Annotated in this window: 22 protein-coding genes, 2 tRNA genes and 1 pseudogene; 7 read left to right on the top strand and 18 right to left on the bottom strand. The window is 58.2% G+C overall.

The annotated features are described in order from the left end of the window. Window positions 1-22: 22 nt before the first annotated feature. The 3 genes from BFP70_RS03500 to BFP70_RS03490 are packed head-to-tail and all read left to right on the top strand — an operon-like array spanning window position 23 to window position 3,576. Window positions 23-1,495 carry a di-heme oxidoredictase family protein gene (locus BFP70_RS03500; RefSeq protein WP_066010106.1) on the top strand — a complete coding sequence of 491 codons (1,473 nt, stop codon included), beginning with the start codon at window positions 23-25 and terminating at the stop codon, window positions 1,493-1,495. Beyond that, complete coding sequence (locus BFP70_RS03495; protein ID WP_066009978.1) at window positions 1,495-2,493, top strand: imelysin family protein; 999 nt, start codon at window positions 1,495-1,497, stop codon at window positions 2,491-2,493. Before BFP70_RS03500 ends, BFP70_RS03495 begins: the two co-directional genes overlap by 1 nt. Before the next feature lie 3 nt (window positions 2,494-2,496). Continuing rightward, window positions 2,497-3,576: a DUF1513 domain-containing protein gene (locus BFP70_RS03490; protein WP_066009977.1), complete on the top strand. Its 1,080-nt coding sequence runs from the start codon at window positions 2,497-2,499 to the stop codon at window positions 3,574-3,576. A 3-nt stretch (window positions 3,577-3,579) separates the two neighbouring features. On the opposite strand, the gene BFP70_RS03485 is transcribed toward BFP70_RS03490, so the two are convergent. The 5 genes from BFP70_RS03485 to BFP70_RS20940 form a co-directional block, all read right to left on the bottom strand. After that, a complete protein-coding gene (locus BFP70_RS03485; protein ID WP_066009976.1) occupies window positions 3,580-4,590 on the bottom strand; it encodes an autotransporter domain-containing protein in 1,011 nt (336 codons plus the stop codon). A gap of 250 nt (window positions 4,591-4,840) precedes the next feature. Further along, window positions 4,841-6,142, bottom strand: a complete 1,302-nt coding sequence (hisD, locus tag BFP70_RS03480; protein WP_066009975.1) for a histidinol dehydrogenase — start codon at window positions 6,140-6,142, stop codon at window positions 4,841-4,843. Between the two features lie 84 nt (window positions 6,143-6,226). Continuing rightward, window positions 6,227-6,700: a DUF2948 family protein gene (locus BFP70_RS03475; RefSeq protein ID WP_066009974.1), complete on the bottom strand. Its 474-nt coding sequence runs from the start codon at window positions 6,698-6,700 to the stop codon at window positions 6,227-6,229. Window positions 6,701-6,776: 76 nt separating this feature from the next. After that, window positions 6,777-8,042, bottom strand: a complete 1,266-nt coding sequence (gene murA, locus BFP70_RS03470; protein ID WP_066009973.1) for a UDP-N-acetylglucosamine 1-carboxyvinyltransferase — start codon at window positions 8,040-8,042, stop codon at window positions 6,777-6,779. Then, complete coding sequence (locus tag BFP70_RS20940) at window positions 8,043-8,210, bottom strand: hypothetical protein (RefSeq protein ID WP_176715483.1); 168 nt, start codon at window positions 8,208-8,210, stop codon at window positions 8,043-8,045. It abuts the gene before it with no gap. A gap of 136 nt (window positions 8,211-8,346) precedes the next feature. On the opposite strand from BFP70_RS20940, the gene BFP70_RS03465 reads away from it, so the two are divergent. Next, window positions 8,347-8,421, top strand: a tRNA-Thr gene (locus BFP70_RS03465). 283 nt (window positions 8,422-8,704) lie between these two features. On the opposite strand, the gene BFP70_RS20935 is transcribed toward BFP70_RS03465, so the two are convergent. Next, the gene (locus BFP70_RS20935; protein WP_176715482.1) at window positions 8,705-8,866 is read right to left on the bottom strand and encodes a hypothetical protein; all 162 of its coding nucleotides are present in this window, start codon (window positions 8,864-8,866) and stop codon (window positions 8,705-8,707) included. On the opposite strand from BFP70_RS20935, the pseudogene BFP70_RS21305 reads away from it, so the two are divergent. Then, window positions 8,843-9,062: pseudogene (locus BFP70_RS21305) on the top strand (transposase); the annotation flags it as partial. The gene BFP70_RS20935 and the pseudogene BFP70_RS21305 overlap by 24 nt on opposite strands. Before the next feature lie 234 nt (window positions 9,063-9,296). On the opposite strand, the gene BFP70_RS03460 reads toward BFP70_RS21305, so the two are convergent. The 11 genes from BFP70_RS03460 to BFP70_RS03410 form a co-directional block, all read right to left on the bottom strand. Next, window positions 9,297-9,372: transfer RNA gene (locus BFP70_RS03460), tRNA-Phe, on the bottom strand. 130 nt (window positions 9,373-9,502) lie between these two features. Beyond that, complete coding sequence (locus tag BFP70_RS03455) at window positions 9,503-9,682, bottom strand: DNA gyrase inhibitor YacG (protein WP_066009972.1); 180 nt, start codon at window positions 9,680-9,682, stop codon at window positions 9,503-9,505. Next, the gene (locus BFP70_RS03450; RefSeq protein WP_066009971.1) at window positions 9,682-10,725 is read right to left on the bottom strand and encodes a ribonuclease E/G; all 1,044 of its coding nucleotides are present in this window, start codon (window positions 10,723-10,725) and stop codon (window positions 9,682-9,684) included. The genes BFP70_RS03455 and BFP70_RS03450 overlap by 1 nt, the downstream gene beginning before the upstream one ends. A gap of 4 nt (window positions 10,726-10,729) precedes the next feature. After that, entirely contained in the window at window positions 10,730-11,296 is a 567-nt protein-coding gene (locus BFP70_RS03445) for a nucleoside triphosphate pyrophosphatase (RefSeq protein ID WP_066009970.1), read from the bottom strand. 4 nt (window positions 11,297-11,300) lie between these two features. Beyond that, window positions 11,301-11,519 (bottom strand): translation initiation factor IF-1, encoded by a 219-nt coding sequence (gene infA / locus BFP70_RS03440; protein ID WP_036636451.1) that lies wholly within the window; start codon window positions 11,517-11,519, stop codon window positions 11,301-11,303. Window positions 11,520-11,797: 278 nt separating this feature from the next. Continuing rightward, a complete protein-coding gene (locus tag BFP70_RS03435; RefSeq protein ID WP_066009969.1) occupies window positions 11,798-12,250 on the bottom strand; it encodes a low molecular weight phosphatase family protein in 453 nt (150 codons plus the stop codon). Further along, window positions 12,250-12,729, bottom strand: coding sequence for a UPF0262 family protein (locus BFP70_RS03430; protein WP_066009968.1), 480 nt, complete (start codon window positions 12,727-12,729; stop codon window positions 12,250-12,252). The genes BFP70_RS03435 and BFP70_RS03430 overlap by 1 nt, the downstream gene beginning before the upstream one ends. 121 nt (window positions 12,730-12,850) lie before the next feature. Next, on the bottom strand, window positions 12,851-13,615 hold the full coding sequence (locus BFP70_RS03425; RefSeq protein WP_066009967.1) for an ABC transporter permease: 765 nt from the start codon (window positions 13,613-13,615) through the stop codon (window positions 12,851-12,853). Beyond that, window positions 13,615-14,397: an ABC transporter ATP-binding protein gene (locus tag BFP70_RS03420; RefSeq protein WP_066009966.1), complete on the bottom strand. Its 783-nt coding sequence runs from the start codon at window positions 14,395-14,397 to the stop codon at window positions 13,615-13,617. Before BFP70_RS03420 ends, BFP70_RS03425 begins: the two co-directional genes overlap by 1 nt. A 66-nt stretch (window positions 14,398-14,463) precedes the next feature. After that, window positions 14,464-15,471, bottom strand: a complete 1,008-nt coding sequence (locus BFP70_RS03415; protein ID WP_066009965.1) for an ABC transporter substrate-binding protein — start codon at window positions 15,469-15,471, stop codon at window positions 14,464-14,466. A 182-nt stretch (window positions 15,472-15,653) separates the two neighbouring features. Next, on the bottom strand, window positions 15,654-17,600 hold the full coding sequence (locus BFP70_RS03410; protein WP_176715481.1) for a bifunctional 2',3'-cyclic-nucleotide 2'-phosphodiesterase/3'-nucleotidase: 1,947 nt from the start codon (window positions 17,598-17,600) through the stop codon (window positions 15,654-15,656). Between the two features lie 193 nt (window positions 17,601-17,793). Between BFP70_RS03410 and nudC the strand changes: the two genes are divergently transcribed. Both nudC and BFP70_RS03400 read left to right on the top strand, forming a co-directional pair. Continuing rightward, window positions 17,794-18,870: an NAD(+) diphosphatase gene (gene nudC, locus BFP70_RS03405; protein ID WP_255356581.1), complete on the top strand. Its 1,077-nt coding sequence runs from the start codon at window positions 17,794-17,796 to the stop codon at window positions 18,868-18,870. A gap of 75 nt (window positions 18,871-18,945) precedes the next feature. Next, window positions 18,946-19,416: an SRPBCC family protein gene (locus BFP70_RS03400; RefSeq protein WP_066009963.1), complete on the top strand. Its 471-nt coding sequence runs from the start codon at window positions 18,946-18,948 to the stop codon at window positions 19,414-19,416. A gap of 48 nt (window positions 19,417-19,464) precedes the next feature. On the opposite strand, the gene BFP70_RS03395 is transcribed toward BFP70_RS03400, so the two are convergent. Continuing rightward, window positions 19,465-20,307: a prephenate dehydratase gene (locus tag BFP70_RS03395; RefSeq protein ID WP_066009962.1), complete on the bottom strand. Its 843-nt coding sequence runs from the start codon at window positions 20,305-20,307 to the stop codon at window positions 19,465-19,467. Window positions 20,308-20,387 lie beyond the last annotated feature (80 nt).

Genomic DNA, 20,387 nt, shown 5'->3' with positions numbered 1-20,387 from the left:
GTGGCTGCGGCATTTGGCGGTGATGATGCGCTTTGGGGTTCTTCTTGCGGTGACGGCTGTGGCCCTGCCTGTAACGGCGCAGGTTTTGCCACCGCCAGCGCATAACCCGGCCGATCAGCCCCGCGTACAAGACGTGATCCGGCCCGCCCAGACCTTTACGGCTGCAGAACGGTTTGAGGCCAGACCGGCAGGGGCTGGCACATCGCGCGGCACCGCCTTTTCCCAGCCCTTGACCGGGCTGGATGACACGCTGGATTTTCGGCTGGGCGAGGCATTGTTTGATAAGCTGTGGGTACCATCGCCGTCTTCAACGCGCGGGTCAGACGGGCTTGGGCCGCTGTTCAATGCACGGGCCTGTGCCAATTGTCATCCTGCCGATGCACGTGGTGCACCACCTGCTGTCCCGGGGCAGCTTTCGGGCATGGTGCTAAAACTGTCTGGCGCGGGGCGGGGCGTGGGGCATCCGCTGGCCGATCAGCCCGGTTTCCATCCCGTTGCCCCGGATCCGCAACTGGGCCTCCAGTTGCAAGACCGTGCTTTGCCCAGCTTGATGCCTGAAGGGGCACTGCAACTGTCATGGGTGGAACATGACGTTGGGATCAATGGGGCGACCGTGTTACTGCGCAGACCTCTCGTACAGCGGCCTGACAGGCTCGCCCCTGACAGTGTGACCAGTCTGCGGGTTGCGCCACAGTTGATCGGCCTAGGGCTGTTACAGGCGGTGCCCGCCGCACAGATCACCGTCCGTGCCGATCCCGATGATACCGACGATGATGGCGTGTCCGGGCGGGCGCAATTGGCATGGTCGCCCAGTGCGGGGCGCGCGATGTTGGGCCGGTTTGGTCATAAGGCGGACGCGGCCAGCCTGCGGGATATGGCGGCTGCGGCATTTGTCACGGATATGGGCCTGTCCAGCCCCGCAGCCCCCTTTCCACAGGGTGATTGCACCTTGGCCCAGCCGGCCTGCCTTGCGCTGCCCAATGGCGAAGATGCGGGCCTGCGCGACGGGCATGAGGTGTCAGCGTCCACGCTTGATCTGGTGGCGCTTTATGCGCGGTCTTTGGCGGTGCCTGCGCGGCGCGATGTGGCTGATCCGCAGGTGCTGCGGGGTAAGGCGGCGTTTTACGGTGCGGGATGTACCGCATGCCATACCCCAAAATATGTGACAGCACGCGGCGATGTGGCCGCGACGAGTTTCCAATTGATCTGGCCCTATACCGACATGTTGCTGCACGATATGGGGCCGGGCCTTGCGGATGGGCGTACAGAAGGGCTGGCCAGCGGTGCGGAATGGCGCACCGCACCGCTATGGGGCATTGGCCTGACCCAAGCCAACACTGGACAGCCCGCCACATATTTGCATGACGGCCGTGCCCGCACCCTGTTAGAGGCCATATTATGGCATGGTGGCGAGGCCACCCAAGCCCGTGATAAGGTCGCCGAAATGTCCCCCGCCATGCGCGATGATTTGATCCGTTTTCTGGAGAGCCTGTAATGCGTTATGCTGCCCGCTTGCCCCTATGCCTGTTGCCCTTGGTTCTTGGGCTGCCTGCCCAAGCCGATGTGCCAGAGGTGATCCATAAACAGATTGAACCCGGATATGCGGCCTTTGCCGATGCCACCGTCGATCTGGCACGCACGGCGCAAGAGGATTGTACAGTCGCAGCGATGCGCGCCCCTTGGGATGCAGCCTTTGACGCATGGTTGGGGGTGCAGCACGTGCGTTTGGGCCCGGTTGAAGAAAACGGCCGTGCGTTGGCGATCTCATTTTGGCCTGACCCAAAGGCAATTGGCCGGCGTCAGCTGCGTACACTGTTGTCCGGGCACGATCCGCAATTCCTGACACCAGAGGGGATCAGTGCAGGCTCTGTCGCGGTGCGCGGGCTTTTCGCGCTGGACACGTTGCTGCATGGGGATATGGCCGATGACGGCACCTATGCGTGCGATTTGCGGCGTGCAATCGCGACGGATCTGGCGGATATGGCGGGTGATATATCTGCCGCGTGGGTCGATGGGTTCGACCAGATGCTGCTGGCGCCGGGGACCGGTGGCAATACGCTGTATCTGGACAGTTCAGAGGCGCGGCAGGCGTTGTTCACACAATTGGTGTCGGGGTTGGAATTCAATGCGACTGCACGGCTGGGCCGTCCCTTGGGGACGTTTGACCATCCACGCCCCGAACGCGCCGAGCTGATCGAGACCGGGCGCAGCCTGCACAATCTGCGGCTGTCGATGCAGGCACTGCACGCCTATGCGCAGTCACTGGCGCAGGGCCTGGGCGCAATCCCCGATACCGAAGCCGCTTTTGCCCGCAGCTTTGATCTGATCGACGATTTTGATGATCCGGTCTTCGCCTCGGTCGCAGACCCGATGGCGCGGCTGCGTGTGGAGATTATTCAACAACAGATCCAAGCGATCGTTGAAAATGTTGAGGTGGAGCTGGGCGCAGTGTTGGGTGTGACCACCGGTTTCAATGCCGCCGATGGGGATTAAGCGATGAAACGACGCGCATTTTTGGCATCTTTGGCTGCGGTTGGTGCGGTGCCCCGTGCCACCTGGGCCGATGTCGGCAGCCCGGCGTATCTGGCGGCTGCCAAAGCGGCGGATGGTGCCTTTTCCATCTGGGGGCTGTCGGCTAGCGGTGAGCGGCTGTTCCAACAACCGCTACCCGCACGCGGGCATGCGGCCACGGCCCATCCTATGCGACCAGAGGCCGTGGCCTTTGCCCGCCGCCCTGGCACATTCGCGTTGGTCATAGATTGCGTCAGCGGGGCCGTGACCGCCCGCCTGACCCCGCCGATGGGACGACAGTTCAATGGGCATGGCGCGTTCTCCGGCGATGGCCGGGTGCTTTATACCTCTGAGGTGGTCGCGCAAGGCTCTGCCGGGCGCATTGGTCTGTGGGATGCGGCGCGCGGCTATCGCCGTATCGCCGAGATCACGTCGAACGGCGTCGGCCCGCATGAAATTCACCGCCTGCCGGGATCGGAAACCCTTGTGGTGGCGAATGGCGGTATTCAGACTGACCCGCAAGACCGCACACCCCTGAACCTTGATGTGATGCGGCCTAACCTTAGCTATCTTTCTGCCGATGGTGCGGTGCTGGATATGGTCGAGCTGCCAGAGCTATCGCAAAATTCGATCCGGCATCTGGCGCTGCGATCGGATGGGTTGGTGGCCTTTTGCATGCAATGGCAGGGGGATCTGTCGCAATCTGTGCCATTGCTGGGGTTGCATCGGATGGGGCAGGGCGTGACGCTGTGCCATTCCAGACCGGGCGAAGACTATGCGATGAAAGGCTACGCCGGTTCGGTGGCTTTTGCGGCAGGGGGGGCGCAGATCGGCATCACCTCGCCGCGGGGCGGTTTGGTGCAGGTGTTTGAAGATACCGGCAGCCCGGTATGGTCTGTGCGCCGGGCGGATGTCTGCGGGCTTGGAACGGCGCCTGCGGGCCTTGGCGGCGGGTTCGTCGCCACGGATGGGCAGGGGCTGGTGGCCCATTTGCGCGATGGGGGCCTGACGCCATTGTCACGCGCCGATCTGGCATGGGACAATCATCTTGTGGCGCTGCGCTGATCGCTACAGCTGATATTCCCAGCTAAGGCTCAGCCCGACAGTGTCCAGCGGTGCGCCTTCGGCGCCGTCAATGCCCAGCTCGGTGCGTAAGATGCCAAACGTGTCATCCTCATAATCCAGCCCGATTTCAAAGCGCGAGCTATACCCGTCGGAGCGGGGCATGATTGTCGCCGCCAAAGCCGTGCCTTGACTGCGCTGCGCATTCAGGGACAGCCCGCCTTTGACAGTGATGGCACCCAAAGCCCGGACAGGGACGGAGCGATCAAAATCCAGCCCCGCGCTGAGTTGAGAGATCTGCACGCGTTGCGCGGGAATGATGGCCCCGGCGCGGTTGCGCATTTTGGGTGTGCGCCCTGAAACCTGTAGTGCCAGAATATTCGGCGTCAGTTCCAGCGCGCCCAGCTCCAGCGAACCTTCGATCCTGCCTCGCACAAAGGTCCGATTGGATGTTGCACGGGTGGCTTGCTGCCCCAAGGGAGAGGTCGCAACACGGCCCTGCCCTGTGAGGGCCTGCATTGACCAAGACAGCTCTGTCCCCGGGATTTGCCCCACCAGATAGGGTCCCAACATCCACCCATCGCCCTGGGTCTGGGATGGGCTGACATCACGCAACGCATGTTCAATCTGCACCATCGCGCCGCCTTTCCAATGTTTGCCCATCGGCACATGGCGTCCGGCTGCGGCAAAGGCATAGCGTGTGCTGGTTGTGTCGCTGCGCGCCCAATGTGTGGTCAGCACCGACCACACTGGCTTGCCCGGGCGGGTGCCGAAATCAACCGTGCCGCTGCTGTCATTCACGGCCGCGTCAAAATGCGATTGATCGGACCCAAAGGCCAGGCGGATCAGATCAGGTTGCTGAGTGATCTGCCGCTGATGGCGCATTTTTTCAAACCGCGCGAGTGTGGCGGCGTTTTGGGCCGCGGTTGCGATGCTCTCGCTCGCATAGGCTGGGCTGAGGGCGGATAGCAGCAGTGTGACCGTACTGATCACGCGTGAGAGGCCGGGCAGGGGCATGTCTGGTCCTTTCATCGCCATCGCGCATAGGTAATTCCCCCGGCCAAGGCCGCTTTTGGGGGAGGTTTCGGTGTTCGTGTTACCTGATATTACCCATGCTCAGGCCGGGCTGGCAAGAATTTGCTGACCCAAAGCGGAAATTGTGAACAGGTTTCAATAAATGCGATGTGTGAATGCGGCAGATGCCGCAGTTACAGCCGTCATCTGGCACATATGCGCCAAATGGCGACTGTCGACACCATGCGTTGTATCACCGATTCAGCGCATCCAGACGGGCACGCACAGACAGCCCATGTGCCTCAAGGCTTTCAGATTGTGCCAATTGTGCGGCGGCTGGACCGATTTGGCGCAATGCCTCCGGCGTCATCGACGCCAATGTCGTGCGTTTGACGAAATCCAAAACTGACAGCCCAGAAGAGAAGCGCGCAGAGCGCGCCGTGGGCAACACATGGTTAGGCCCGCCGATGTAATCGCCAATCGCCTCCGGCGTCCATGCGCCAAGGAAGATTGCCCCCGCATGGGTGATCTTGGCGCTTAGCGCATCGGGGTCGGCCACGCAAAGTTCAAGATGCTCTGGCGCAAACTGGTTGGAAATTTCGGCGGCCTCATCCAGATCACGGCATAGGATGACGGTGCCAAAATCACGCCAGCTTGCCCCGGCAATCGTGCGGCGTTCTAACGTTTCCAACCGAGCCTCTACTGCGGCAATGACCTTATCGGCAAAGGCCGCATCAGGGGTGATCAGGATGGATTGGGCGGATTCGTCATGCTCGGCCTGGCTTAACAGATCCAGCGCGATCCAATCGGGATCATTTTGCGCATCGGCAATCACCAAAATCTCTGACGGGCCGGCGATCATATCAATGCCGACCTTACCAAAGACACGGCGTTTGGCGGCGGCGACAAACGCATTGCCCGGGCCGGTGATCTTATCGACCGGGGCGATCGTATCCGTTCCATAGGCCAATGCGGCTACAGCCTGCGCGCCGCCGATGCGATAAATTTCATCCACGCCGGCGATTTGACATGCCAGCAGAACCAGCGGATTGACCTTGCCATTCGGGGTTGGACACACCACGGCCAGCCGTTGCACACCCGCAACCTTGGCTGGGATCGCATTCATCAGCACCGATGACGGATAGCTGGCAAGCCCGCCGGGCACATAAAGCCCTGCGGCAGAGACCGGGGTGAATCGCCAGCCCAGCTTTGCGCCACTATCTTCTTCCCACAGCGCATCTTCGGGGATTTGACGTGCGTGATAGCCGCGGATCCGCTCTGCCGCCAATTCCAACGCGGCCCGTTCGGCGGCGGGCACACGTGCAATTTGCTGCGCGATCTCCTGGTCTGAAAAGGCCAATGTGTCGGGTGTCAGATCCAGCTTGTCGAATTTTGATGTCAGCTCGATCACGGCGGCATCCCCGCGCGCGCGGACATCTGCGATGATATCGGCCACAGCCGTATCCACATCCGGGCTGTCTTCGCGTTTCATACCCAAAACTGCGGTAAGGCGGGTTTGAAAATCAGCGTCAGAACTATTGAGGATATGCGGCATGATCGGTCTCCTTATCGGGCAACCGTGTAGACAAGGATAGGGCGCGAGACAAGAGCGCGCACTACGCACGCGCCCGTTCACCGGCTACAGGGGATGGGCCGGGGCCTTGCCCGATACCGCCTTATAGGGGCGGGTGACATCGCGCAGATCTATCGACAGGGTTTCGGCGCTGACACGGATTGCTCCATCGCCCGCCAAGGTCAGCAGTAAATCACCGGTGCCATCTTCGCCCGGTAGCCACTCCATATTGAGGATGGACAAGATAACGTCCTTCTCCGCGCGGTCCACACCCTGACTGCATACGGCCGTTACATCGCTTATGGTCAGCAATGTTTGGACACGTTCAAACGGGCGGTTTTCGGCTTCGGCATTGTCCTTATCTTCCCAGCGGAACCGGTTGATCAAGGACACAAAGCGGCGGGTTTTGCGATCCCACAGGATTTCTGTCACCGGTAAGACGGCATCTTGCACCAGCGCCGCGATGATCGGCAGATCCTCTGTGGTTTGCGCGCGCAAGCTAAGCGCACGTTCAGCACCGTCTTCAAATTTTGCATCCATTACCGCACTCCATCTGTCGTCTTGCAGCAAAGGTAAGCACCTGCCCGGCGGATACAAGGCCGGGCAGGTCGAAGGTTTATTCGTGGATACGTTCGATATCGGCGCCAACTGCGCTGAGCTTGCGCACCAGCCGTTCATAGCCGCGATCCAGGTGATAGACGCGGCGGACTTCGGTTTCGCCCTCGGCGGCCAGCGCGGCAAGGATCAATGATACAGAGGCCCGAAGATCGGTGGCCATCACGGGCGCACCTTTCATCTTCGAAACCCCATGCACGGTTGCATGCCCGCCGTGGACCTCAATATTGGCGCCCATACGCATCAGTTCCGGTGCATGCATAAAGCGGTTTTCAAAGATTTTCTCTTCCAAAACCGAGGTGCCTTCAGCGGTGCAAAGCGCTGCCATAAGCTGGGCTTGCAAATCGGTTGGAAAACCGGGGAAGGGTTCGGTGACAACATCCACAGCCTTGATGCGGTCGCCGCGGTTCTTCACCTTTAGGCCTTTGTCAGTTTCGGTTACCGAAATCCCAGCCAGATCTAACTTTTCACAGAAGGCCGCGATCAGATCGATCCGACCGCCAATGCATTCGACCTCGCCGCCCGCGATCACCGGGGCCAGCATATATGTGCCCAATTCGATCCGGTCTGTCACAACAGGGTGGGTTGCCCCATGCAAAAGGTCCACGCCCTGAATTTCGATCGTCGAGGTGCCATCACCGGAAATCTGCGCCCCCATCGCACGCAGGCAATTGGCCAGATCCACGATTTCGGGCTCACGCGCGGCGTTTTTCAGCACCGATGTGCCTTTGGCGAGTGATGCGGCCATCAAGAAATTCTCGGTCGCGCCGACAGAAGCGAAGCGCATTTCGTGAACGGCCCCTTTTAGGCCGCCTTGGGTTTTGGCGTGAAGATAGCCTTCCTTCAGCTCAATCTGTGCACCAAGGGCCTCCAGCGCCTCAATATGGATGTCCATCGGGCGCGCGCCAATCGCACAGCCGCCGGGCAGCGACACGACCGCATGGCCCAGACGCGCCAAAAGCGGCCCAAGCACCAGATTGGACGCCCGCATCTTGCGCACGATTTCATAGTCGGCCACCGGATTGATTTCGCCGTGGCAGCCCGATGCCAACACTTTGCCGCCTTGCAGCTGCGTGACCTCAGCCCCAAGGCTCGCAAGCAGCTCGGTCATTGTACGAATGTCTGACAGCCGCGGCGCGTTGGTCAGGGTCAACGGTTCTTCTGATAAAAGCGTCGCCGGCATCAGGGCAAGACAGGCGTTTTTTGCGCCGGCAATCGGGATTTGCCCTGACAAGGGCCCGTTGCCCCGTACGATAATGCGATCCATTTAAGCGTCCTTCTTTTCCGGCCCATCCGCTTGAGGGGCTGCCTTACGTGCCCGTGCCTGTGATTTGCGCTTTTGCAAGTTTGCGCGCAAGGCCTGACGCAGCCGTTCTTCACGGTTTGGTTTGGCAGGCTTCGCGCCATCGCTTGGGGGGGTGGTTTTCTCTGTCATGGCACCTTCTGTAACGTCATTGCAATTTTCTGTCGAGAGATGCTGTTTTTCCTCTTGCCCCGCGCGACATATACGTCTAAATCCGCGCCACGGTCCAAGGGGCAGCGAAAACCATCCGCGCCAAATTGACCAAGATGCTGCCGTAGCTCAGGGGTAGAGCACTCCCTTGGTAAGGGAGAGGTCGAGAGTTCAAATCTCTCCGGCAGCACCATAAAAATAATCATTATAATCAGTTGATAAGTCAGAACGCTGGGGCGTCCATCCACCTTACAGTTCGCTTTCGGGATCGCGGCATATTTTGCCGCCTTGACTGTAATTTGGAGTCTCTCCACAGCTCGCTGGGCAAATTCTAAAGCCGGCGGCGCGCTGGCTCGGTAATCCCCCGCGTTCGGGTGGGGGCCCGGCGGACGAGGCTAACTTCAGCTTGACCCCGGTTTGGGCGAGAAGATGCGCCAACCTTCGGTGGTAGTTTTTAGTCGCCTCAAATTCGATCCTCACTGGCTGCCACCGCTGGCAATAGCCTGAAACAAGTGTTGGAAGTCTTTCAACGTGTTCATGTCCGTCATGCGTCGACGACGCTTCGTGCCTGGGACGCCGATCGGGACCTCATCGCGACGCTTAAAAATATCAATGCTGACCGCCAGGCCGAATGGCATTACATTGCGCCGGTAAACCTATGCAAAACGGTGTCGTGGAGCGCTGCTCAACGACACCATGTTTCGCAACCTGACCCATGCCCGCATCGTGATCTAAGCGCGGGACAAAGACTACGACACCGAACGCCCGCATTCGGCCTTAGGTTCCGAGGCCCCGGCCAACTACGTGCGGACCCTGACCACAGCAATCGCCAAATAGCGTAAAAAATAATTGGGCTAAGGTCGCGGCTGGAGGAACGTTCAGTGGCAGGTCAAAGGCGCCCCCTCAAGAGATATCTTGGGACTGCGAACTGATTTTGCAGGCTTCGACCGGGGGAGGGGACGTCACAGACGTTGCCGCAGATCGCAACCGTTCAGATCAACGCAGGGGCGGGTATAAATCAAAGACAATATGGCTTTGCGCGATATTATACGGTGATTTGTATTTAAATGGTGCCCGAAGGCGGACTCGAACCACCGACACGCGGATTTTCAATCCGCTGCTCTACCAACTGAGCTATTCGGGCACCGGAGAAGATTTGGCGTTGCCTTATCTTCGGTGAGGGGTGTTTAGACAAGGGCGGCGGGGCTGTCCAGAGGGTTTATGAAGTTTTTTCGACTTTCTTCAATTCGCCCGCCAAGCCGTTGGAAAACTTGTTAATGTGGCCTGTCGTCCAGCGGCAGATCTGTAGAGAGCTGTTCATCTTCCTCGGCCAAATCGCCCGGAATCACATAGGACCCGTTCAGCCATTTGGCCAAGTCGATATCGGCGCATCGACGCGAGCAAAACGGACGATACTCTGGGTTGGGATCTTTGTTGCAAATTGGACAGGCCATCACGCACCTGCTCCAGACAACAAGACCTCCAGTGTGATCCGGTCGCGCTTGCGTTGCATCTCGTGATTGCCCAAAGGTGTCCAGCCGGACAGGTTCGTCTCGGCCTCCCCTTTGATGGCGCGGCGCAATTGCTGTTCCAGGGCTTGCCGGTCTTTCTTCGGCATCGGTGCGAAATCAACCGTGATCTGGCCGCCAAGGCCACGCAGGCGCAATTGCCGGGGTAGGGCGCGTGCGGCAGCAATATTGGCCTTTAGTGCCGCTGCCGGAGAGGTGTCTCCCCCGGTGTTCACATCCACCGCAATCAGTGCGCGGGTCGGTTCGATCCACATATGTGCGGAACCTTGCAGCGCGACACGCGGCGTCAGAAGTTTTTCGACTTCATCCAGAACACCATGCTGGGCGAAATCCCCTGTAATCACCTCATCCGGTTCCGGGTCGGCCCAATCGCGCCATGCTTCTTCATGTGGCCCAGGCACATCAACCAACAGCTCTGGCGCGCCTTGTGTGTCGGCCAACACCGCTTCGGCCAATTCGCGCATGGCATTGATGTCTTCGGCTAAATCACCGTCATCGGCACCTGCAGCCGCCGATCGCACGATCAGCCCCATATCCGAGCCATCCATGACCACATCGGCCAGTCCTTGCAGCCGTTCGCGCAGATCCTCGTCGCGGATCCGGCGCGAAATATTCAACCCCGGCGCGCCGGGCGTCACAATCGCATAGCGCGACTTGAACAAGACACGCAAAGAGATAGGCAAGGCCTTGCCGGGTTCCGCCCCGCCAGAGACCATGCAAATGATCGGCTGTCCGGGCGCAAGCCCCTTCACTTCGCGTAAGAACCCGCGCTGACCGGCAGGAAGGTCGACGAAGACACCGCCTTGGCCCTTCATCTGTCGGCCCACTTTGCCGCGGCAGATTGCGCCGGGCTGCAGCGGTGTATGTGCGGAGGCATCGACGATCAGATCCTCGAGCTCCCCGTCAATCATCAGCGCGGCGGCTTCAAGCCCGCGCAGTTCACCCAGAACGACGACACGTCCCTTCATGATGTCACTCCTTGCGGATGCCTGCGGATTTCAAAAGTGTCCAGGTCTCGGCCAGCGGCAACCCGACAACCCCGGTAAAGCTACCTTGGATCCAAGGCACGAATGCGCCCCCCAGACCCTGAATGGCATAGCCACCAGCCTTGCCCTCCCATTCGCCGGAGGCAAGATACATATTCACATCTTCGTCTGAAAGCGGGCGGAATTTCACCACCGTATCCACCAGACGTTCGCGCACACCTGATGCGGTGCGCACAGCCACGGCGGTCAGCACATGATGGCGCCGCCCAGACAAAAGCCACAGAAATTCTGCCGCCTCGCCAGCGTTTTCAGGTTTGCCCAAAATGCGTCGGCCACAGGCCACGGTGGTATCGGCGCATAGCACCACCTCATCCCCATCACAGTCAAGCGCCGCCGCCTTTTCACGTGCCATACGGGCAACGTAATCGCGGGCCAGCTCACCTTTTGTAGGGGTTTCGTCAATGTCGGGGGCGCGGATGGCGTCAGGCACCAAGCCAAGCTGCCCCAGAAGCTCGCGCCGCCGGGGGCTCGCAGAGCCGAGGATCAGCTTCACGGATTTACTTGAAGCGGTAATTGATGCGACCCTTCGACAGATCGTATGTGTTCATTTCCACCTGAACTTTGTCGCCAGCCAGAACGCGGATGCGGTTCTTACGCATCTTTCCTGCCATATGCGCGATGATCTCGTGGCCGTTTTCCAGCTCGACCCGAAACGTCGCATTCGGCAAGAGTTCCTTCACGACGCCGGGGAATTCGAGCATTTCTTCCTTGGCCATGATCACTCCATGTTTGATTTCGCACGAATAGTCCGAGCGCGGGCATTAAATGCGCCCGGTTGCGACAAAATTCAAGCGCTATGTCAAGCAACCGGAGGGTTTTCCTGCGCAAACAGGCCGGATTTCCGCCCCTCGCCGGGTTTGAGCCGATATATTTTGGGTGAAACAGGCCGTTTTGCACCAAAGCACGGCGGTGAGCTCTTACCGCTGAGTCGCTGTCTGGGCCGGCGAAGTACGCCGAAACAGCACAAATTCCAGCGTATAAGATCAGTGCGCGGCTAGAAAATCGGTTGGCCGAATTTGCCGATCAGGCGATCACGGATTTGGTCGCGGGTTTGGCGATAGGCGGTCAGGCGGGCCTCGCGTCCTTCGCCCATGCCCGTAGGATCCATAATGGGCCAATATTCTATGTCCATATGGAACACACGGGTCAAATCCAGCACTTTGCGTTGTGATGCGGGGGAAAGGGCGACGACCAGATCGAAGGTCGATAGATCATCCCCCCATTCTTGCATATCGTCAAAGCTGCGGGCGCGGTGTTGTTCCATATCGATGCCGATTTCATGCATCACGGCAATGGTGAAACCGTCGATCTCCAGATCCGATTTCACGCCCGCCGATTGCACATAGACATCGCGGCCATAGAAACGCTTCATCATCCCCTCTGCCATAGGCGAGCGCGTGGCATTATAGTCACAACAAAACAGGACCGAATGCGGGAAAGCTGCCATTATTTCACCGGCGAAAGCACACAGACCAAGGTGAACAGGCGACGGGCGGTGTCTAGATCCAGCGCAACCTTGCCTTCCAGCCGTTCTTGCAGCACGCGCGCCCCTTCGTTGTGAATGCCGCGCCGCGCCATGTCGATCGCCTCAATCTGGCTGGGCGACAGCTTTTTCACGGCTTCAAAATAGCTTTCGCAGATTTGGAAGTAATCCTTGATCACCTGGCGGAAGGGGCCAAAAGACAGATGGAATACGGCCACGGCGGACCCGTCTTCTGCCGTGGTGTCGAACACCAATCGCCCGTCGCGCACGGCCAGATGCAGATGGAACGGCCCTTCGGGTGCAGGTTGATCGGGGCGACCGGGCAAGACATAGCTGTTGTCTTCCAGCAAATCGAATACAGCGACGCGGCGTTCTTGTTCAATTTCGGCAGAGGCGGCAGGCAAGCCGGCGTCGTCAATCTCCAGCTTTACAATCCGGGACATGGCGTGCTCCTTCGTTACCCGCAGGCATGCAGTTATTACAGGCATAGCCTTGGTCATGTCCTATGGCAATCAGGGATCTTGCCGCAGTCCGCCCATGATCTGCGCTTCGACAAGATCTGGCTTAATTTGCCGGACGTTCGGCCCAGCCTGCGAAGATTTTTTCAAGCGCTACTACGGCATAATACAGCACGATCCCCAGCACCGCGAGCGCGATTAGAACTGCAAACATCAATGGGTAATCCCCATTCGTTTCACCAGATTTGAACAGCGCACCCAGGCCACGGCCATGAGGCGAGACGATCTCAACCAGGTTCGTGCCAATAAAGGCCAGGGTCACAGACACTTTCAGCGCCCCGAAAAATTCTGGCAGGGTTTTGGGCAGGGCGATCTTCCAAAATATCGTGACTTTGGACGCCCCCAGCGCACGCAAAATGTCACGATATTCCGGCTCTAATGTCGACAGGCCGATCCCCACTGACACGGCAATCGGAAAAAAGCTGATCAAAAACGCCATCAACACGGTGTTGAAATCATGCTGGCCGATGAACAGTAACGCAATGACAGGGACCAATGTTGCCTTGGGCACAGCATTAAAGCCGACCAACAGCGGATACAGCCCTTGCCGTGCGATTTGGGAAAACCCCATAATCATCCCGATGACGGTTCCGAAAATCACCGCCAAAACCAGCCCCAAAACAGTACGCCACAGCGTTTGCCATCCCATCACAAGGAATAATTTCCAAAACCGTTCATAGGCGGCAGGCAGATCAGAGGGCGACGCCATCACATAATTGGGCCAATCATTGATCCAGACGATGCCTTCCCAAAACAGTAAAAACAAAATCACCGCCACCAAGGGCACGCCGAATTTTTGCAAACGGTTCATCAATGCGCCTCCCGGCCTTGGGCAATGCGGATCTGATCGCGTAATATATGCAGCATTTCAGAGGCTTTGGGTTCATACAGCACATCAATCGTACGATCCGCAGGCAAATCGACATTCAGCACGAATTGGGCTTTGGCCGGGCGGCCAGACAGGACGACAACCTGATCGCCTAAAAAGACGCTTTCGCGCAGATCATGGGTGATCAAGACGCAGGTGAACGGCTCTGCCGCGCGCAGCTCTCGCATGGTTTGCCACAGATCTTCGCGGGTGAAATTGTCCAATGCGCCAAAAGGCTCATCCATGATCAGCACATCTGGCTTATGCACAATCGCACGGCATAATGAGGCGCGTTGGCGCATCCCCCCCGATAATTCCGATGGGCGTTTGTGTTCAAACCCATCCAGCCCGACCATTGCCAGAAGATGATGCGCGCGGGCCTCACGTTCGGCGCGGGGCATCTTTGGTGCAACGATTTCCAGCGGCAAAATCACATTTTCCAAAATGCTGCGCCATTCCAGAAGGACAGGGTTTTGAAACGCCATACCGACAGTTTTGCGCGGGCTGGTGATCTGCTCCCCATGCAGCCAAACTTCGCCCTGATCAGGTTTCATCAATCCTGCAATCAATCGGGTCAGCGTGGATTTCCCACAGCCAGAGGGGCCAACAACGGCGCAAAACTCCCCCTTTGGAACGCATAGGTCTAATCTATCTAAAACCGGTAAAGGACCGTTTTTCGTGCGATAGGCGTGGGTGACGCCCTTAATCTCGATCAAGTTTTGCATATAGATCCTGCTATGGAAACGGCGGGCAGGGGGCACGCCCCGCCCGCCGGATGTCTTAATGTGAGGTTATTCCAGCATCAGCCCATCAGCAGACAGGAAACTGCTGTCAAAATAGGCCGAGGCATCGGGGGCGTTTTGGAACTCATAAACCATCGCAGTTTGCTCAATGGCGCTGGTCATCCGTGCCTGATCAATTCCGCCCATCCCATTGGTTTTGACGTAATCGGTCAGCACATTGTCCCGGATCGCCATTTCCAGACGCTCTGTCTCAAGCCCTTTATCGGCGGCGACATTGCGCACCAAAAGCGCATCAATCGCGGCTGCGGGATCTGCAACCGCGTCTTTCCAGCCCATCGCGGTGGCTGCGATGAAATCTTTCACCGCTTGCGGATTATCGGCGGCGAAATCGGTATTGACGATCACTGCATTGCCGTAAAGATCGACGCCATAATCGGCCATTAGCAGGACCGTCTGTTCATCCAGCGGCACGCCAAGGCGTTTGAGATTCAACGTGGAAGAAAAGCTGAAGCCTGTAACCGCGTCGACCTTACCTTCTGCCAGCATCGGCTCACGCGTGGGGAAGCCTACCGGTTCAACGGTGATTTTCGTCATATCCAGTTCGTTTTGCGCGGCAAAGATCGGGAATTGGGCCCAGGCGCCATCAGGCGGCGGGGCGCCAAGAATTTTTCCTTCAAGATCCTTGGGCGCGGAGATGCCCAGATCCTTGCGGCCGACAATGGCGAAGGGCGGCTTGTCATAGACCATCATCACTGCGGTAACGGGCGCACCGGGGTTTTGATCCAGAAATTTCATCAATGAGTTGATATCGGCAAAGCCCACCGGGAAAGCGCCGGTGGCAACCTTTGGAATGGCGTCAAGCGAACCGGAGCCCTCTGAAATATCGACGGTTAACCCCTTATCGGCATAATAACCTTTGTCGAGCGCGACGAAATACGGCGCGGCTGGGCCTTCAAATTTCCAATCCAGCGCGAAAGGCATAGCCATATCTGCATGGGCTGCCCCCGCGCTGAGGGCGATCAGGCCGACCGCCGCGAAGCTTCTGAATTTGAACATATCTCTCCCCGTCACTTTCTTTGCTTTTGCTGACTGTGACGTGAGAAAATCATGCCGCAAACGGGCGTGTGATGTTGACGCTGTGGAATTGGGGATAATATTCTACAGAAGCACATTTTTTGCGCGAATATTCAAATATTGGCGCAAATCTGTGCGATTTTTCGCATATAAATAAGGCAAAACTAAAAGTTTAGCCGCATCTGCAAAAAGCCAGACGGTGTTAGGGCAAGCGGCGTAACCGTTTGCCCTGGCATCTGCGCAAGGAAATCGCGGGCGCGCGGCGATGTGTTAAACACTGCCGATGTGTTGGGATGGTGGGCAAATGTCCAAACATCGGCGGCTTGTGGCGCGATCTCTTCGCAGCGCTGTACATATTCAGAGACAAGGGCGCGCACCGTGATCGGTCGTCCCAAATTCAGCGTTTCAGCAGTCATGCCGGTAAAGGGCGTGCCAAGCCCGGCACGGTGATCATTGGTCGCGACCACAAATTTTTGTTCGGGGTCAATCGGTTGCCCCTGATAGCGTATATCATGGATGCGGTGGCAGCCAGGCCGCGTTAGATAGCCTGCATCATCATATCGGGCAGGTTGCGTCGGGTCGATTGTATAGGTCAGCCCAAACAGTGTGTCGAAATTATATATTGGGCAGGCGTTGTTTAAAAGAGACTGGTTTTCAATACCTTGGGTCAAGTGGGAAAAAATCCGGGCGGAGCGTTCTAACCATTCCTTCACATCCTGCCCCGTAGTGATAATCGTCGCGACACGATTGGGGAACGGCAGAATATCCATGATGTTACGCACTGATAACACGCCTGGCGCGATATCCAGAAAATAATCCGGCCCGCCGCGCCCGCCGCATTTGAAAGGGGAGGCCACGGCCAGCCGGGGTAGGGTGGCCTCTGGCCGGTCGCGCAGGGCGAAATCCAGATAGTCCAGCTTGGCAGAAGCAATAAGCGACAGCGCAGCATCGGGCTTGATCGCTGAAAAATAGCTGTGCAAATGCCCTTTCAACGTGCCGATGACGGTGCGCACATGGTCCAAAACCTCATTATGGGCAGTTTCGCTCAGCCGCAGAATCGCTGGGGATTCGGGGACGCGCTCTTGCGGCTCCCCGTTGGCGCTGCGTGTGAAGATCGGCTCCAGACGGCTTTGCGCGGTGGCGATTTTCCACCCGTCAGGGGCTTGTTCCAAAGTCAGATCAATCACGCCCAGATGTGACCCCCAACGGCCCGCGGATACGGCAGGCTTGCCCGCAAGGGTGCCGCGAAGCGGGTCGATCCCGTCTTGAACTGTGGCATCGGGCTGCGGGAAAGGCACATGGTCATGCCCGCATAGGACAACGTCGATATCGTCCAGTTGCGCCAGATGCAGCGCAACATTTTCCGCGCCCTGTGGGGGCAATCCGGGGGTGGATTGATCCGGCTCTATGCCGGTATGCGCCAAGGCGATGATCAGATCCACACCATTGGCCCGCATGCACGGCAAATGTGCCCGCGTGGCCTCTACCATGTCTTGTGCGCTGATACGGTCATCAAGCACCAACCGGTTCCAAAGGGTTACTTGTGGTGGCAACACGCCAATCACACCTATGCGCAGCAAATGCGTGTTGCCCCGATCATCCACCATATCGCGCTGCAAAATTACCCAAGGGGGCAAGACATGCTGCATGTTGCTCCGCTCCTCCGGATGCGCCGTCAGCACATTCGCGCAAACCATCGGATGGGCGGTATCGCGCAAAATACGCTGCAAAAACACCAAGCCATAGTCAAATTCATGGTTTCCCGGGGTTCCAGCATCGTAGCGCAGCGTGTTCATCGCAGCGATGAACGGGTGCACATCTGTGGCGGAAAGTGCACGTTCGCGGGCATAGAAATCTGTCAGGGGCGTGCCCTGAAGCGCATCGCCATTATCAAACAGCAATGTATTGGGATGATCGGCGCGCAGCTGTTCAACCAGTGTGGCGATGCGACTTAATCCGACCGAGGAATTGGGGCAATCGCGGGCATAATCATAGCCGCGCAAATGCCCGTGCAGATCTGTCGTTTCCATCAATCGCAACGCGATCCGCGCGCCTGCTTGGGCATGGACCGATGCATTTAACGAAGTCTGTTGGAAAGTTCCGCCATACACTCGGTAGGCTCCCTTCACGTATTGGCGTTAACCCAACTTCGGGAGAGCGAACTATTAAAAGGAATGTGCACAACTTATGGTTGAGCGGTATCGGTCTTTTTAACGGTGATACCAAGTCTGGTCAAGCAATGACCTTCATGACACAAGGGTTTAGTGATTTTGGCAAGCCTAATTCGGGTAAAAACATCTTAAGGTGGGACACAAGATATTGGTGGACGCTGAACTTGATACTCTTCGTGCGGCACAGCGCGCGCGCGGTCCGGGCAAGGCCCCTGGGGGCAAGGCCCTGGGCGGGGCCGCGATGGCATTTGCCGGCTCTGGCTTGGATCGTGCGGCACATCTGCGCAGAAATACCGCGGTGTTGGCCCAGTATCTGCGTGATCCGGCGACGTGCGTCTTGCCGCTTTGGCATGGGCGGCCACTATTTGCAGCCCCTGGGGCTGCGGTGGATCCGGTTTTGGGTCAGGGTCTGGCATCTGTGCCACCGGGGCATCATTTGTTGACCTCATCGCAGACAGCGCCACTGTTTTTAGGCCATTCGCAAGGCGTGCCGGTCTTCGCGCAGGATGTCACGGGCTGGGTGCCCAGTGGACCCTTGCCTGATGCTTCGGTGTTTTTGGACGCCAGCGAACAGGCCCATCCGGATTTGCCGGCCGGTGCGGTCTTCGCAGAGCTGCGCGGCCGGTTGACCTTCCTGGATGCCCGCGCGGGTGAGCTGGCAGCGACTGCACGCGGTTTGCTGTCGTGGCATTCCACCCATCGGTTTTGTGCCGCCTGCGGATCGCCCAGTGCGATTGAACAGGCCGGCTGGGTGCGGCGCTGCCCCGATTGCAGCACGCAGCATTTTCCGCGCACCGATCCCGTCGTCATCATGTTGGTCACGCAGGGCAATCAAGTTTTACTGGGGCGTTCGCCGGGCTGGCCAGAGGGGATGTATTCTTGCCTGGCCGGGTTCATGGAGCCAGGTGAATGTATCGAAGATGCCGTGCGCCGTGAGGTGATGGAAGAGACGGGTGTAAAAACCGGTGCCGTGCATATTATCGCATCACAGCCCTGGCCCTTTCCGGCCTCATTAATGTTGGGCTGCCGTGCCGAGGCCACCAGCACCACAATTGAGGTCGATCCGATTGAAATTGAAGATGCGCTTTGGGTCAGTCGAGAGCGGCTTTTGCAGATTTATTCTGGGGCGGATGGCGTGATCGCTGCGCCACGGGTTGGCGCGATTGCCGGGTGGTTGATGCGCGAATGGCTTGCAGATCGTCTGGATTGACGTAAGAACCCTTAAGACGTGCATAACGTTAGCTTTCGGTAAAGACCCGCAATCGTCGTGGGAAAGGAGTGTCAGATGAAATTCTCAACGCGTGAGGACATTACCGCTCCTATCGATTTCGTCTATGATCAACTGACGGATTTTACTGCGTTTGAACAGGCGGGGCGGGATCGGGGCATCGATTTCCGGCGCACCGATGATCTGACGGTCGCAGGGCTTGGTATGGGTTGGGATGTTGATTTCCACTTCCGTGGGAAGGCGCGCCAGATCTCGATGAAGGTCACACGGTTTGAACGGCCAGATGCGTTGGAATTCACCGGACAATCCTCCAGCTTTGATTTGTCGATTGCGGTGCTTCTGACCGCGCTTTCCAGCGCGCGCACACGGGTGCAGGTGGGCATAGACGTGCGTCCACGCACGCTGGGAGCACGGCTGATGTTGCAATCGGCCAAGCTGGGCCGGGCCAGCCTGGATCGCAAATTTGATCGCCGGATCGCCGCCTACGCGCGCGAGATAGAGGCGCGGCATCTGACGGCATTGTCGTAAGACAAACGCTGTTAGGGCCGGGGCCTTGCACGGCCCCGACCAGCGAAATCACCCGATTTCGGCGCGACGAGGATCTGCCGGATATGTGCCTAAAATTTCAAGGTAATCAGTGAAATATCCCAGCTCCTCTAAGGCGCGCTGAACCGCGGCATCGTCTGGATGGCCTTCAATATCGGCATAGAATTGTGTCGCGGTAAAATTGCCCTTCACCATATAGCTTTCCAACTTGGTCATATTCACGCCATTGGTTGCGAACCCGCCCATCGCCTTATACAGCGCGGCAGGAATATTGCGCACCCGGAACACAAAGCTGGTCATCATCCGCTCCGCCCGGCGTGACATATCCGGGGTCGGTGACATCACTAGGAAACGCGTGGTGTTATTGGCCTGATCCTCAATATGGCGGGCCAAGACCTCAAGACCATAGATCTCTCCGGCCAATTCAGAGGCCAGCGCGGCTGTGGACGGATCACCCAATTCTGCGACAATTTTGGCGGAACCCGCTGTATCGGCGCCCACGCGGCGCTTCAAATCATGCTTTTGCAGAAAGCCCCGCACCTGACCCAGCAAGACAGTATGGCTCATCGCGGTTTTCACCTGTGAAAGCTTCGTGCCGGGCAGGGCCAGCAGGTTCACATGCACCCGCACGAATCCCTCTCCGATGATGTTCAAACCAGATTCGGGCAGCAGATGATGGATGTCTGCGACCCGGCCATAGGTTGAATTCTCCACCGGCAGCATCGCAAGATCTGCGTCATTTGCGCGCACAGCTTCGATCGCGTCCTCAAAGGTCCGGCAGGGCAATGCCTCCATATGTGGATACGAATCATGGCAGGCCTGATGCGAATAGGCCCCTAATTCCCCTTGGAAAGCGATCCGGTTGGTGCTCATTTTTTGTTCCCCGATATGCGTCAATCGCGTGGTTTTACGGACAAGACTGCCTAACCCGTGTCTTCACACAAGAAAAGGCC

The organism is Thioclava sp. SK-1 (assembly GCF_001705665.1).
Taxonomy (GTDB): Bacteria; Pseudomonadota; Alphaproteobacteria; order Rhodobacterales; family Rhodobacteraceae; genus Thioclava.
This window is presented reverse-complemented; position numbering and strand designations above follow the sequence as displayed.

Bases quoted from the DNA above. Each gene is read 5' to 3' on its own strand.
- hisD (WP_066009975.1), bottom strand. From the start codon at position 6,142: ATGCCGCATATCCTCAATAGTTCTGACGCTGATTTTCAAACCCGCCTT.
- BFP70_RS03395 (WP_066009962.1), bottom strand. From the start codon at position 20,307: ATGAGCACCAACCGGATCGCTTTCCAAGGGGAATTAGGGGCCTATTCG.
- BFP70_RS03425 (WP_066009967.1), bottom strand. From the start codon at position 13,615: ATGAACCGTTTGCAAAAATTCGGCGTGCCCTTGGTGGCGGTGATTTTG.
- BFP70_RS20940 (WP_176715483.1), bottom strand. From the start codon at position 8,210: ATGACAGAGAAAACCACCCCCCCAAGCGATGGCGCGAAGCCTGCCAAA.
- BFP70_RS03475 (WP_066009974.1), bottom strand. From the start codon at position 6,700: ATGGATGCAAAATTTGAAGACGGTGCTGAACGTGCGCTTAGCTTGCGC.
- BFP70_RS03485 (WP_066009976.1), bottom strand. From the start codon at position 4,590: ATGCCCCTGCCCGGCCTCTCACGCGTGATCAGTACGGTCACACTGCTG.
- infA (WP_036636451.1), bottom strand. From the start codon at position 11,519: ATGGCCAAGGAAGAAATGCTCGAATTCCCCGGCGTCGTGAAGGAACTC.
- BFP70_RS03430 (WP_066009968.1), bottom strand. From the start codon at position 12,729: ATGTCCCGGATTGTAAAGCTGGAGATTGACGACGCCGGCTTGCCTGCC.
- BFP70_RS03455 (WP_066009972.1), bottom strand. From the start codon at position 9,682: ATGGCCTGTCCAATTTGCAACAAAGATCCCAACCCAGAGTATCGTCCG.
- BFP70_RS03495 (WP_066009978.1), top strand. From the start codon at position 1,495: ATGCGTTATGCTGCCCGCTTGCCCCTATGCCTGTTGCCCTTGGTTCTT.
- BFP70_RS03450 (WP_066009971.1), bottom strand. From the start codon at position 10,725: ATGAAGGGACGTGTCGTCGTTCTGGGTGAACTGCGCGGGCTTGAAGCC.
- BFP70_RS20935 (WP_176715482.1), bottom strand. From the start codon at position 8,866: ATGCCATTCGGCCTGGCGGTCAGCATTGATATTTTTAAGCGTCGCGAT.
- BFP70_RS03490 (WP_066009977.1), top strand. From the start codon at position 2,497: ATGAAACGACGCGCATTTTTGGCATCTTTGGCTGCGGTTGGTGCGGTG.
- BFP70_RS03415 (WP_066009965.1), bottom strand. From the start codon at position 15,471: ATGTTCAAATTCAGAAGCTTCGCGGCGGTCGGCCTGATCGCCCTCAGC.
- murA (WP_066009973.1), bottom strand. From the start codon at position 8,042: ATGGATCGCATTATCGTACGGGGCAACGGGCCCTTGTCAGGGCAAATC.
- BFP70_RS03500 (WP_066010106.1), top strand. From the start codon at position 23: ATGATGCGCTTTGGGGTTCTTCTTGCGGTGACGGCTGTGGCCCTGCCT.
- BFP70_RS03420 (WP_066009966.1), bottom strand. From the start codon at position 14,397: ATGCAAAACTTGATCGAGATTAAGGGCGTCACCCACGCCTATCGCACG.
- BFP70_RS03400 (WP_066009963.1), top strand. From the start codon at position 18,946: ATGAAATTCTCAACGCGTGAGGACATTACCGCTCCTATCGATTTCGTC.
- BFP70_RS03435 (WP_066009969.1), bottom strand. From the start codon at position 12,250: ATGGCAGCTTTCCCGCATTCGGTCCTGTTTTGTTGTGACTATAATGCC.